The sequence below is a fragment of the Sinosporangium album genome (assembly GCF_900100605.1).
GTDB lineage: Bacteria > Actinomycetota > Actinomycetes > Streptosporangiales > Streptosporangiaceae > Sinosporangium > Sinosporangium album.
This window is the reverse complement of record NZ_FNCN01000002.1, coordinates 178,605-191,835: the sequence shown is the minus strand read 5'-3', so window position 1 is coordinate 191,835 and position 13,231 is coordinate 178,605. Positions and strand designations below refer to the sequence as shown.

The window sequence follows — 13,231 nt, the reverse complement described above, 5'->3', positions numbered from 1 at the left end:
CGACCGGGGCGGGAAGGTGGGTGTACTGGGTCGATACCCAGCTTTCCGCTCCGGCCACGGGCCCCTCCTGCCGGGGCCATGAGAAAAGCGGGGCCGGCCTCATCGGGGAAGCCGGCCCCGCTTCGTCATGCGGGCGTGCTGAGATCTTCTGGGCTTTCGGCATCACGGCGTCAGGACTCTTTGGGCAACCCGATCCCACCTGGAGGCGTGTCCGGGAAAGGCAAGAAGCTTGCGCAGGAGGTCTTTGTCCCCGTGATAGGCGAGGAAGGACTCCCGGATCGTCACACTGTCTGAAGGGACGGACAGGACCTTGATCTCGTCGCCCACGCCGAGGTCGCCCTCATCTACCACCTTGAAATACGCCCCCGTACGCCTCGCCTGCGTGAACCGCTTGACCCACGCCCGCTCGTCGAGCCAGTTGCGGAAGACGGCACACGGCACGCGCGGCCCGGTCGCCTCAAGGACCACAGAGCCGACACGCCAACACTCACCTAGCGTGACCGCGTTGAGGTCGACGCCGGAGGTGGTGAGGTTCTCCCCGAATCTTCCGTCGCGCAGCTCACGATCGAGCTCGCGCTCCCACCAGTCGTAATCCTCACGAGCGTAGGCATAGACCGCTTGATCGGGCGAGCCGTGTCTCTTCTGATCCGCCCGTTCGTCGCCCTCAAGGCCGTTCTCGCCCACGCAGACCCGGCCGAGCACCGCGGTCTTGTCGATGGCCGTCCGCTTGAGCTCGCCCGCCCAGTCCGCGTCGACCGCCTTCCCCACGTTCACGGAGCGTATATACATACCGACGACGCTAGCCCACCCATGACCGGTTTCACGCGCCGATATCCACCTTCCGACCAGAGTTCGACCAGGGCCGGGGCCGCCTCCGTGTACGGCACAGGCCCGCACCCCGGCCGCTCACCGATCTGGCGGAGCGGGCGGAGCCGGGCCTGTGCCGTACAGGGCGTTGAAGGGCGGTGCGGGGCTACTTCTTGGGCTTGTCGACGCTGGAGGTCTCGGTGGACAGCGCCGCCACGAACGCCTCCTGCGGCACCTCGACCCGACCGACCATCTTCATGCGCTTCTTGCCCTCCTTCTGCTTCTCCAGCAGCTTGCGCTTACGGCTGATGTCGCCGCCGTAGCACTTGGCGAGCACGTCCTTGCGGATGGCGCGGATGTTCTCACGGGCGATCACACGCGAGCCGATCGCGGCCTGGATCGGGACCTCGAACTGCTGCCTCGGGATCAGCTCCTTGAGCTTCTTGGCCATCTCGACGCCGTAGGAGTATGCCTTGTCCTTGTGGACGATCGCCGAGAAGGCGTCCACCGCGTCGCCGTGAAGGAGGATGTCCACCTTGACCAGGTCGGACTCCTGCTCTCCTGAGGGCTCGTAGTCCAGCGAGGCGTAACCGCGGGTGCGGGACTTCAACTGGTCGAAGAAGTCGAAGATGATCTCGCCGAGCGGGAGCGTGTAGCGGATCTCGACCCGGTCCTCCGACAGGTAGTCCATACCGAGAAGCGCGCCGCGCCGCCCCTGGCAGAGCTCCATGATCGCGCCGATGTGCTCGGAGGGCGAGAGCAACGTCGCCCTGACCACCGGCTCGAACACCGTGGCGATCTTGCCCGTGGGGAACTCCGAGGGGTTCGTCACCGTGTGCTCGGTGCCGTCCTCCATGATCACCCGGTAGATGACGTTGGGGGAGGTCGAGATCAGCGCGAGGTTGAACTCGCGCTCCAGACGCTCACGGACGATCTCCATGTGCAGGAGCCCGAGGAACCCGCAGCGGAAGCCGAACCCCAGCGCCGCCGACGTCTCCGGCTCGTAGACCAGGGCGGCGTCGTTGAGGCGAAGCTTGTCCAGCGCCTCCCTCAGCTCCGGATAGTCGTCGCCGTCGATCGGGTAGAGGCCGGAGTAGACCATCGGCTTGGGGTGCTCGTATCCGCTCAGCGGCTTCACGGCGGGCTTGACCGCCGAGGTCACCGTGTCACCGACACGCGACTGGCGGACGTCCTTGACCCCGGTGATCAGGTAGCCCACCTCGCCGACGCCGAGCCCGCGGTCGGCGGGCTTGGGCTCGGGGGAGATCACTCCGATCTCCAGGGTCTCGTGCTGGGCACCGGTCGACATCATCAGAAGCCGCTCGCGCTTGCCCATATGTCCGTCGATAACGCGGACATAGGTGACCACGCCCCGGTATGTGTCGTATACCGAGTCGAAGATCAGAGCACGGGCCGGCGCCGACGCGTCGCCCACCGGCGGGGGGACCTCCGCGACCACGTGGTCGAGCAGCTCGCGTACCCCCACCCCGGTCTTGCCGGAGACGCGCAGCACGTCCGACGGGTCGCAGCCGATCAGGCCCGCGAGCTCCTCGGCGTATTTCTCCGGTTGCGCCGCCGGAAGGTCGATCTTGTTGAGGACCGGGATGATGTGCAGGTCGGCGCTCATCGCCATATAGAGGTTCGCCAGCGTCTGCGCCTCGATCCCCTGCGCCGCGTCGACCAGCAGCACGGCGCCCTCACACGCCTCCAGCGAACGGGACACCTCATAGGAGAAGTCCACGTGGCCGGGAGTGTCGATCATGTTCAGCACGTGGTCGGTGTCGCCGACCCGCCACGGCAGCCGGACCGCCTGGGACTTGATCGTGATGCCGCGCTCACGCTCGATGTCCATGCGGTCGAGATACTGCGCGCGCATCGACCGGTCGTCGACCACCCCGGTGAGCTGAAGCATGCGGTCGGCAAGTGTGGACTTGCCGTGGTCGATATGCGCGATGATGCAGAAGTTGCGGATCACCGCGGGGTCGGTCTGGCCAGGCTGAGTGGGCACCGGGATCCGTTTCGGCTGAATTGTCGACAACAGGGCTGGGTGTAGCCAGCCTCTTCCATGGTGGCATGCCCGGATGCGTGCCCGGACATGAGCGTGGCGCGGCTCACACCACAGTGCCGCCGCGACCGCGACCGCCGAGTGTCCTGCCCGTGTGCGGGCGAGGCGGCCGCTGCTTTCCGCCGACAGTTTAGCGGTGTGTCGCCTCGGAAACCCATGTAGTCCGCGTGGACTACCCACCGTGCCGCCTCGTACCAGCTACACTGATCGAAGCGGCCGTGCGTCCCGTTCACGATTTGAGTGCGGAGCCGGCCAGTTGATAGCCTGTTCAACTGCGTGTGGCGTGCCCTCTCATCTTGCCCGCGCGCCCCATCCGCACCGACATTCATACCGAGGCTTCTTCGTGGCGAACATCAAGTCCCAGATCAAGCGTAACAAGCAGAACGAGAAGGCTCGCCTGCGCAACAAGGCCGTCAAGTCCTCTCTGAAGACCGCGGTCCGCAAGTTCCGCGAGGCTGCTGACCAGGGCAACCTCGACGAGGCCCTCGTGGCCCTGCGCTCCGCCTCCCGTCAGCTCGACAAGGCCGCGAGCAAGGGCGTGATCCACAAGAACCAGGCCGCCAACCGCAAGTCGGCGATCGCTCAGCGTCTCGCCGCCCTGCAGAACGCCGGCTGAGTTCAGCCCCATCGAAACGCCGCACCCAATGGGGTCGCGGCGTTTCTGCATGCCCGTACCCCGCTCATCATCGCGTGTAAGGCTCTTCATCACACGTGAGAGGCGGCACCCCGGCACGAGAACAGACCGGTCCCGGGAATCAGACCCGACTCGGGGCACAGGCCAGTCTGCGGTCCTGGGGAGACAGGTGCGTCAGCGGCCCGTACGGCTGGCGACGATCACCTGGACCGTGTGCTCCAACGCGTAAGCCGGATCCGCGCCGCCGCCCTTGACCTGCTCGTCGGCGGCGGCCACCGCCTGAAGAGCGAAGGAGAGGCCCTCAGGGCCCCAGCCGCCCAACTGGCGCTTGACCCGGTCGACCTTCCACGGAGGCATGCCCAGGTGGGAGGCGAGCTGGCCGCCCCGCAGGTTCCGCGGCGCGTCACCCACCTTCGCCAGCGAACGCAGGCCGCCGGCCAGCGCGCTGACGAGCAGCACCGGAGCCACGCCCGTGTTCAGCGCCCAACGCAGCTGCTCAAGGGCGTCCCGCAGCCGTCCCTCGATGGCCGCGTCCGCCACCGTGAACCCGCTGACCTCGGCCCTGCCCCGGTGGTAGCGGGCGACAGCGGCCTCGTCGATCGTCTTCTTGTCCGTCGGGGTGTCAAAGACGAGCTGGCTGCACGCCGCCGCGAGCTCCCGCAGATCCGTGCCGACGGCGTCGAGCAGCGCCTGCGCAGCCGCCGGTGCGATGGCGCGGCCCCCGCGCTTGACCTCAGTTTTGATGAAGTCGAGGCGTTCCCCTGCCTTGGTGAGCTTGGAGACGGTGACGACCTGGGCTTTCGCCTTCTTCACCCCCTCGACCAGCGCCTTGCCCTTCACCCCACCGGGATGCACCAGCACGAGCACGACATCGTCTGCGGGGTGGGCCGCATAGGAGACGATCTCGGCGATGACCTCCTTGGCGAGGTCCTGAGCCGACCGCACGACCACGATCGACTTATCCCCGAACAGCGAGGGCGACGTGAGCCGGGTGAGCTCACCCGTCTCCACTTTGGAGCCGACCAGCTCATGCACCTCCGCCGCGGAGTCACTCTCACGCGCGGCGGTCACGACCGAGCCGACCGCCCGGTCCACGAGCAACTCCTCGTCGCCGACCACCAAGGTGACACCCGCTGGATCCGCCATGCCATGCAGCATGCCACGCCCGGCATGTGATCACGAATCCTCCGTGGACCGGGTGCGCCGACGCGGGTTCCCCTGGTGTCAGGCGGCAGCGGGCCGCTCGGCGCCGCGCCGGGCCGTAGTCGGGCCGCAGTCGGGCCGGGCGGCTCCTACGGCGGGGTGCGGCCTCGGGTGACGACGGCGAGGCCGCCGTTGTGTTCGACGATGGCCAGGTCGCCGGAGAGATCCGTACGGAAAGTGCGGATGCCCAGCCAGTTGAGACGGGCGAGGGTCGCGGGGGCGGGGTGACCGTAGTCGTTGTCGGCCCCCGCGCTGATCAGCGCCGTGCGCGCCTTGAAGGCCGCCAGGAACGCGAAGTCCTGTGAGGCGGAGCCGTGGTGGGGCACCTTGAGGACGTCGGCTTGCGGTAAACCGGCGCGGAGCAGGTCGGCCTGGGCCTCGGTCTCGATGTCGCCGCTGAGGATCGCGGAGCCGGCCCGCCAGCGGACGTGGAGGACGACGCTCGTGTTGTTGACGGCGGTGCCGTCGCGGGGGCCGACGACGGGGGCGTCGTTCAGGGGGCCGAGGACCGTGAACTCCGAGGGGCCGGAGGTCCAGCGTGTGCCGGGCAGGGCGCTCCAGCGCCGCGTGGTGCGCAGGGCGGGGTCCTGAGACGGGCCCCGGTCCTCGGCGGGATCGTGCGACGGGCTGGTGAGCAGGCCGCCGACGCGGCGTCCTCGCGAAACGCCCGTCCATCCGCCGACGTGGTCGAGGTGCGGGTGGGTGAACACCACCAGGGGCACGTCATGAACTCCCAGCCTGCGCAGGCAGCGCGACACCGCGACCGGTTCGGGGCCGGTGTCGACGACGACCGCTCTTCCGGGGCCCGCCGCCACGGCCAGGGCATCTCCCTGGCCGACGTCGCAGGCCACGAGCAGCCACCGCCCGGGAGGCCACGGCGCGACGAGCGGTCTGATGGCGACGACGGCGATGAGAATCCCTGCCGTGGCCGCGACGGCTGCGCGTCTCAGCGCGGTGTGACGCAGGACGGCGACCGCCAGAGGAACACCGGCGAGAAGCAGCAGGACTCCGGGGAGCCCACCCGGCCAGGGCAGTGTGCCGAGGGGAAGGGCGGCGGCGTGATGCGCGACCGTGATGATCCAGCCGGTGGCGAGCCCGGCCGGCCATACGAGCCACCGGGCCACCTCCATCTGCAGCGGGGCGACCAACGCGGCGGCGAAGCCGAGAATCGTGGCCACGGGCACAGCCGGACCGGCGAGCAGATTGGCCGGGACCGCCACGGGGTTCAGGCCGCCGGCCATCAACACCAGGACCGGTGTCACCGCGAGTTGCGCCGCCGCGGGCACGGCTATCGCCTCGGCCGGCCACTGCGGCATGCGGGTGGCGAGCCGGCGCCGCCACGGCGGGGCGAACACGAGGATCCCTGCTGTCGCCGTGACCGAGAGGGCGAAGCCGTACGAGCGTGCGAGGGACGGCTCGAAAAGGATCAGCCCGAGTACGGCGACCGCCAACGCGGTCAAGCCGTGGCGCGGTCGGCCGGTGCCGAGCGCCGTCGCGGCGACGACCCCCATGACGAGGGCGCGCAGCACACTGGGGGAAGGCCGCGCCACGACGGCGAAGGCCACCATGGCGAGCACCGCGAAGGCGGCCCGCGGTGCGAGGGGCAGCCCCACCAGGCGGCTCAGGGCCAGCGCGGCTCCGGCGACATAGGCGAGGTTCGCCCCGGAGACGGCGGTGAGATGGCTGAGCCCCGCGTCGTCGAAGTCCTGCTCGACCTGCGCGTCCATGCGGGAGGTGTCTCCCACGACGAGCCCGGGCAGCAGGCCCCTCTGGTCGGAGGGCAGCACGTCCGACGCCTCTCTCAGCCCTGCTCGGAGCGCGCCGGCCGCCTGCTGCAGCGGGGACGCACCACCGACCACCTGGGGGCTTCCCCGGGCGAGCACGAGAGCGGCCAGGAGTTCTCCGCGATCGGCCGGGACAAGTCTTCCCTCAAGGCGGACGCGCTGGCTGGGCAGCAGGCCGTTCCATGCCCCTCCCGTGGCCAGCACGACCACCGGGACACGGACATGCGACCAGGCCCCCGCGTAGTGCAGGGTCTCGATCCTCCCATCGACGGCGAACCGCTCACGTTCGACCGGTCCGCCGGATGTCGGGAGCCTGCGGGGGTCGCCGGTGAGCACCAGCTCGATCTCGACCTCCGCGCGCATGCGGGCGGCCTCCGCCACCGGCCCCTCCGCTATCGCATGGCTCCTGAACGCCACGACGACGGACACCGCGCAGACCCCCACGGCCGCGGCGAGCCCGACCGTGGACCACGACGGGCGGCTGATCGCGTTTCCGCGCCGACGCACGCGAAACGCCAGCCCCAGACACGCCGCCGCGCTGACCGCGGCCATCCACACGCTGGTGGCCGCCGAGCAGCCGAGCAGGACAAGAGCCGTGACCCACACCGCGAGCGCGGGGACGCCGAGGTGGATGGCGTGGCCGTGGACCGCCGCGCCGCCGGGGCCCTCCTCGGAGACCGCTTGTTTCCGAGTGAGGCGCGCCCAGCGACGCGAGACTCCGTCGACCACGGCCTTCCCGTATCTCGAAGCCAGGGACCGGTGAGGCGGCGGACCGGGATCACTCGTCGTCGGTCTCATGCTCACACCCGGACCTTGTCCTTGAGGTCGGCGAACTTGGCTGGGCCGATGCCGGTGACCTCCTTGAGCTGATCGACGCTGCGAAATCCTCCTCGCGTATCGCGGAATTCGGCGATGCGCCCCGCCAGCACCTCTCCGACGCCGGGCAGTTGCTCCAGTTGATCGGTGGTGGCGGTGTTCAGATCCATGAGTTGGTCAGGGGCGAGGGGCGACGCCGACGATGAGGATGACGACGAGGACGACATCACGGCGCCCGGCGGCGCTGCGACGCCGACGAGGATCTGCTCTCCGTCCACAAGCCTGCGGGCCAGGTTGAGCGTCCCCGTGGCCGAGCCGCCTCGGGCACCGCCGGCCGCTTTCACGGCGTCGGCGACTCGGGCTCCGCCCGGCAGGGTGAACACGCCCGGGTCTCTGACCTTGCCCGCGACATGGACCATCACCTGCGGCGAGGGGGCACCGGCCGACGGACGCGGCGGTTGCATGCTCATCGCCACCGGAGGCTCGGGCAGCGGCTGGGCTTCGGGCTGCGACCGCCATGCGAAGACCCCGGCGGCCACCGCGGCCAGCACCCCCACCGGGACCAGCACCCGTAGCACCGAACGACCGGGATCGAGGTCCCCCGTCGGCGTCAGCAGCGACGAACGCAGTGCCTCCAGCCGGGGCGGCAGCGGCGGAACCGGCCCCTGAGCACGCGCCTCCGCCGGGTCCGCTCCCGGACCACGCTCCCCCACCGGAGCCGGCCGCGGGTCGAGCGAGCCCCCCGGGGATGCTCTCCGGCGGTGCTCAGCGGCACGGTGGAAGCTCTCCCATCCCTGCGGCACGGAAGGCCATGTCTCATGGCCTTCGAACCCGCTGCCCTGCCGGTCGAGCCAGTCGTCGTGAAGGCGAATGCCCCCTTCACCTTGGGTCTTTCCAGCGAGATCGGCGTCGGAGGACTCTGGCCGAACCCGGTCGACCTCATGGCCCCGGGCGTCGTCCGCCTCCGGTGGGCGCCGACCGACCTGAGTGGACCGTCCGGCCATCGGTCCACGCCCTTCGCCGGGAGCCGGGACGACAGGGCGGCCCGCAGTCCCCCGCGCTTCCCCGGTGGGCTGCCGCGCTGCGGGTCCGGGATGGACGATCGCATGCGGGGGCCACGGCCGGTCGAGGGCGTAGGGGGCCTTTCCCGTCGTGCCACTCGGTCGGCGGCTGCGGCTGGAGGACACGGCCGTGGCCGGGTCCCGGCTGCCCGGCCGACCGTCTCCCGCAGCGGGAGCACCGTCCACGATCCGAGCCGGCGCAGCGGCGACGGCGGCCGGGCGCGGATCGGACGGTGGAGTGGCATGGGGGGGCGTGCGGCCGAGCGTGCCTCCTGTGAGTGCCTGGAGGCGGGCTTGGGCCGCAGCCTGTTGGAGTTTTCGTTCGGTGCCGCGCACGCGGACCACGGTAGGGACGCAGCGCAGCCCTCATGCCGCCGAACGGCGTTCTGGGGATATCCGGGGAAACCCATGTTCCCTGTGGACGACCGCATCACCGGGGCACGGCCGGCACCCCGGACCACGGCGGGCACGCAGCCTGCAAGGATCACACCGGTGGTGTACGGCGGGGGCCGAGCGGGCTGTGCCGTACACCATGCGCGGCCTGCGAAGCAGGCCGGTCGCGGACCGGTGGAGCTCGGCGGCGAGAACCCTGTGCGGGGCGCCGGGGGTTACTGGACGGGGACGCCGCCGCGCCAGACGCGGCGGGGTTTGAGGCCGAAGGCCCAGGCGAAGGCGCCTTCGTGGTCGGCGTCCCATTGGACGATGTCGGCCAGGCGGCCGGGCGCGAGGACGCCGCGGTCGGGGGCTCCAAGGACGGTGGCGCCGCCGAGGGTGGCGGCGCGGAGGGCGTCGCCGACGCTCATGCCGAAGGCGGAGACGGCGAGGCTGATGACAAGTGACATCGAGGTGATGCCGCAGTGGCCTGGGTTGTGGTCGCTGCCGAGGGCGACGGTGACGCCTTGGGCGATCATGCGTCTGACGGGTGGGAGGTTTCCGCGCTGCATGGCGGTGGCGGGGCAGACGACGGCGGGGACGCCGTATCTCGCCATGACGGCCAGGTCTTCGTCGGAGGTGTAGTGGAGGAGGTCGGCGGACGCGCAGCCGAGTTCGGCGGCGAGTTGGACGGCTCCCCTGCGGCTGTAGGCGCCGGCGTGGATGCGGGGCAGGAGGCCGACGTTGCGGCCGGAGGCGAGCACCCAGCGGGCCTCATCTGTGGTGAAGTGGCCTTCGTCGCAGTAGACGTCGACGCTGTCGGCTCCGGCCGCGGCGGCGTCGGCGCACCAGGCCCCGACGGCTTCGATGTATTCGCGTTGGCGGCCGAAGTACTCGGGTGGCACGACGTGCGCGGCGAGGAAGGTGACGTGCACCCGGGGCATCATGGGCTCTTTCTCCAGTTCGCGGAGAAGGCGCACGTCGGCCAGCTCGCCGTCGCGGGTGAGGTGGTAGCCGGTTTTGGCCTCGACGGTGGTGGTGCCGCTGAGGAGCCAGCCGCGTAGGCGTTCGCGCACGCCATTGCACAGGGTCCACGGGTCGGTGCCGCGGGTGACGGTGACGGTGGAGCCGATGCCGCCGCCTGCGGCGGTGATGGCGGAGGGGGTCGATCCGCCGGAGCGCATGGCCATTTCGGCGTAGCGGTTGCCGGCGTAGACGGGGTGGGTGTGGGCGTCGATGAGGCCGGGGGTGACGAGTGCGCCGCCGAGGTTCTCGACGTGGTCGACGTCGACGATGTCGTCGACGACGCCGGGGACGCCTTGCGGCAGTTCGGCGGCCCGACCAACCCAGGCAATGCGGTCATTGTGCACCAAAATAGCCGCATTGCTACAGACATCGTTGCCTGTCCACAACCGGCCAATGTTGGTGAGTAGGCGAACTGTCATCGCATCACCGCCTCCACAGAAGGCAGCCCCCAGCCCGCGCCGGGCGCCACGCCCGCGAGGTCCGCTCCGAGTTCGGACGACATTGGGGGGTCTCCTGCTCTCATCCGCGAATACGTCGTGCGGTGACCGTATCGTCGGGATCAACGCCCGGCGATTTCAGTTCAGTTACGTTATTTCACAGGTCGGTCCGCTGTACAGGGCTATTGGGAAGAACGCTACCTGCTGCTGCCGCCACGTCGCGGAGCAGGGGCCGAGCCCTCCGCCTCGCACCTGAGCCGCCGCCGCAGGCCCTCGTCACATCCCCGGCCGCGGCTCTCGCTCGCACCAGCACTCACAGCAGCAACCATGTCGAAACCCGCGAAAGATTGTCTGGTTAGGATCGGCTTATCCTAGCAATCTCCACACGATACGACCACTGTCGCTTTTGCCCTAAATATGTCACGTCACTTGGCATCCTTTGGGCCCAGCCCGGATAGATGCGACCCGCTCCCGCCCCTCCCCGGGGGGAAGGGTACGGCAGGCGTGAGCACCCCTCACCATCAGCGGAAACCCGCGATGCCGACGCCGGCGGAACGGGTTCCCGCTCCCCCGCCGATGTCCGGACATATCGTTCTATCTGCGGGGCGACCCATCCATACCCACCGGGCGACCAATTCTTCATTCTTCATGCATGAAATACGTAGTTATTGAGTATTTCATCCGGAGCACATACGTCGGCGCCGAGCCCGATCCGGACCCGGCGCCGACGGCGGAACAGCCCCTAAACCGTTTCGACGGGCTTGCCCACCCGCTCCAGCTCGTGGTGAAGGCTGGGCAGCACCCGCGCGTGCAGGATGGTGCCCTCCTCGGTGTGCTCCACCGACATCACCTCGCCCTCCTGGTGGGCGCGGGAGACGAGATCGCCCCTGCCGTACGGCACGAGCATCCTCACCTCGTGATCGAGCCTGGGCAGCTCACGCTCGATGAGCGCGAGCAGCTCCGGGATGCCGACGCCCGTGCGGGCCGAGACGACGACGCAGTGCCGCTCACGCGCGGTCAACCTGGCCAGCGTCACCGGGTCGGCGGCGTCGGCCTTGTTGACGACCACGATCTCGGGGACGTCGGTCGCCTCGATGTCCGCCAGCACCTCGCGCACGGCGATGAGCTGGGACTCGGGGTCGGGGTGGGAGCCGTCGACCACATGGAGGATGAGGTCGGCGTCGGCCACCTCCTCCAGGGTGGAACGGAAGGCCTCGATGAGCTGGTGGGGCAGGTGGCGCACGAACCCGACGGTGTCGGCGATCGTGAACAGCCTGCCCTCCTGCGTGCGGGCCTTGCGGACGGTCGGGTCGAGGGTCGCGAACAGCGCATCCTCGACGAGCACACCCGCACCGGTGACGCGGTTGAGCAGCGAGGACTTGCCGGCGTTGGTGTAACCGGCGATGGCCACGGCGGGCACGCCGTAGCCTCGGCGCTGCGCGCGCATCGTGTCACGCGAGGTGGACATGCCGGAGATCTGGCGGCGGAGCTTGGCCATGCGCTCGCGGATGCGGCGCCGGTCCAGCTCGATCTTGGTCTCGCCGGGGCCTCGGCCTCCGATGCCGACGCCGCCGGCGGCACGGCCGCCGACCTGGCGCGACAGGTTGCCACCCCAGCCTCGAAGCCTCGGCAGCAGGTATTGCAGCTGCGCGAGCTCCACCTGAGCCTTGCCTTCGCGGCTCTTGGCGTGCTGGGCGAAGATGTCGAGGATCAGGGCCGTACGGTCGATGACCTTGACCTTGACGATCTCCTCAAGCTGCCTGAGCTGGCCGGGGGTGAGCTCACCGTCACAGATCACGGTGTCGGCGCCCTCGGCCTCGACGATGTCGCGCAGCTCGTTGGCCTTGCCGGACCCGATGTAGGTCGCGGGGTCGGGGCGCTGGCGGCGCTGGATCAGCCCGTCGAGCACCTCGGACCCGGCCGTCTCCGCCAGGGCCTTGAGTTCCATGAGCGAGATCTCGGCGTCCGTCACCGTGCCGGATGTCCAGACGCCGACGAGGACGACCCGCTCCAGCCTGAGCCGGCGGTACTCGACCTCGGTGACGTCTTGGAGCTCCGTGGACAGACCCGCCACGCGCCGCAGCGCCTGGCGGTCTTCGAGGTCGAGCTCACCGGGCATCGGCGCCTCGTCCAGATCTAGGTCATCCCACTGCCGCGCCGAGTCACGGGTGAATCGAGTACGAGAGTCGTTATGCATACCTGTCATCTCTGTGTGAACAACGTCCGAACACCTCAGTGTCTTCCCCGATGGTGACACGACACTCGGCACGCCCACACCTGCTTATCGCCCTCGCGCGGCATTCGCCGACCTCCGCGGCGGTGCTCAGGACTTCAACACCTTGACGTCGCCCACGCCGGAGCTGACCTTGATCTTGCGCGGGGAGCTTGGGTCCTTGTCGACCTTGACGGTCACGTCGCCGACTCCGGCGCCGGCTTCGACGTCGTAGGGGCCGCCGGGAACCTTGACCTCGACCTCGCCGGCGCCCGTGGTGGCCTCGACGCTGTCGGGTGGAGCCACGAACGCGAGTTCGACGGTACCCGCGCCCGTATCGGCCTTCAGGCGCTTGACGGCGAGGCCGACCGTACGGATGTCACCGGCGCCGGTGGCGACCTCGAGCTCGCCCGAGAGCTGCCGCAGCGTGATCACGCCCGCTCCTCCGTCGATCTTGACCCGGAGCCCCTTCGGGATCTCGACCTTGTAGTTGACGTTGCAGTGGGAGAGCGGGCCCTTTCCGCACATGTAGCGGAGGACGAGGGCCTTGCCCTCCACCGACCTCTCGGTCTCGGGCTTGGAGCTGCGCCATTGCAGGGTCTCGGTCACTTTCACACCGCTGCGGTCGGACTCGTTCACGATGACGTCGCCGGCGCCGATGTTCACCTGGAGCTCGGTCAGCGCGTCCGCGATCTCGTAGGTCTTGACGTCCTCGTGCCGCGACCCGAGGTCCATGTCCAGACCGCAGGCGGTGAGCAGCATCCCCACACCGACGGTGAGGGCCGCCGGCGCCATGCGCTTCATGAGATTCGAC

9 protein-coding genes are annotated in these 13,231 nt (G+C 69.6%); 1 reads left to right on the top strand and 8 read right to left on the bottom strand.

Annotated features, from left to right (window positions below; all coding sequences use genetic code 11):
• Positions 1 to 162 precede the first annotated feature (162 nt).
• Entirely contained in the window at positions 163 to 774 is a 612-nt protein-coding gene (locus tag BLQ73_RS02555) for an MOSC domain-containing protein (RefSeq protein ID WP_338056585.1), read from the bottom strand.
• 199 nt (positions 775 to 973) lie between these two features.
• Positions 974 to 2,815: a translation elongation factor 4 gene (lepA, locus tag BLQ73_RS02550; RefSeq protein ID WP_176955228.1), complete on the bottom strand. Its 1,842-nt coding sequence runs from the start codon at positions 2,813 to 2,815 to the stop codon at positions 974 to 976.
• 400 nt (positions 2,816 to 3,215) lie between these two features.
• On the opposite strand from lepA, the gene rpsT reads away from it, so the two are divergent.
• Complete coding sequence (gene rpsT, locus BLQ73_RS02545; protein WP_093167833.1) at positions 3,216 to 3,488, top strand: 30S ribosomal protein S20; 273 nt, start codon at positions 3,216 to 3,218, stop codon at positions 3,486 to 3,488.
• Between the two features lie 192 nt (positions 3,489 to 3,680).
• Here the strand turns inward: rpsT and holA are convergent, their stop codons facing one another.
• The 6 genes from holA to BLQ73_RS02515 form a co-directional block, all read right to left on the bottom strand.
• Complete coding sequence (gene holA / locus BLQ73_RS02540) at positions 3,681 to 4,652, bottom strand: DNA polymerase III subunit delta (RefSeq protein ID WP_218125585.1); 972 nt, start codon at positions 4,650 to 4,652, stop codon at positions 3,681 to 3,683.
• Between the two features lie 146 nt (positions 4,653 to 4,798).
• Positions 4,799 to 7,222 (bottom strand): ComEC/Rec2 family competence protein, encoded by a 2,424-nt coding sequence (locus BLQ73_RS02535; RefSeq protein ID WP_245690732.1) that lies wholly within the window; start codon positions 7,220 to 7,222, stop codon positions 4,799 to 4,801.
• A 71-nt stretch (positions 7,223 to 7,293) separates the two neighbouring features.
• A complete protein-coding gene (locus BLQ73_RS33785) occupies positions 7,294 to 8,313 on the bottom strand; it encodes a helix-hairpin-helix domain-containing protein (protein ID WP_093167827.1) in 1,020 nt (339 codons plus the stop codon).
• A gap of 665 nt (positions 8,314 to 8,978) precedes the next feature.
• The gene (hutI, locus tag BLQ73_RS02525) at positions 8,979 to 10,187 is read right to left on the bottom strand and encodes an imidazolonepropionase (RefSeq protein WP_093167825.1); all 1,209 of its coding nucleotides are present in this window, start codon (positions 10,185 to 10,187) and stop codon (positions 8,979 to 8,981) included.
• Positions 10,188 to 10,947: 760 nt separating this feature from the next.
• The gene (hflX, locus tag BLQ73_RS02520; protein ID WP_245690763.1) at positions 10,948 to 12,324 is read right to left on the bottom strand and encodes a GTPase HflX; all 1,377 of its coding nucleotides are present in this window, start codon (positions 12,322 to 12,324) and stop codon (positions 10,948 to 10,950) included.
• A gap of 204 nt (positions 12,325 to 12,528) precedes the next feature.
• Positions 12,529 to 13,221 (bottom strand): DUF4097 family beta strand repeat-containing protein, encoded by a 693-nt coding sequence (locus BLQ73_RS02515; RefSeq protein WP_093167821.1) that lies wholly within the window; start codon positions 13,219 to 13,221, stop codon positions 12,529 to 12,531.
• Positions 13,222 to 13,231 lie beyond the last annotated feature (10 nt).

What these genes read in the sequence shown, in the direction of transcription:
- holA (WP_218125585.1), bottom strand. Translation starts at nt 4,652, where the DNA reads ATGGCGGATCCAGCGGGTGTCACCTTGGTGGTCGGCGACGAGGAGTTG.
- BLQ73_RS33785 (WP_093167827.1), bottom strand. Translation starts at nt 8,313, where the DNA reads ATGGCCGGACGGTCCACTCAGGTCGGTCGGCGCCCACCGGAGGCGGAC.
- hutI (WP_093167825.1), bottom strand. Translation starts at nt 10,187, where the DNA reads ATGACAGTTCGCCTACTCACCAACATTGGCCGGTTGTGGACAGGCAAC.
- hflX (WP_245690763.1), bottom strand. Translation starts at nt 12,324, where the DNA reads ATGCCCGGTGAGCTCGACCTCGAAGACCGCCAGGCGCTGCGGCGCGTG.
- BLQ73_RS02515 (WP_093167821.1), bottom strand. Translation starts at nt 13,221, where the DNA reads ATGAAGCGCATGGCGCCGGCGGCCCTCACCGTCGGTGTGGGGATGCTG.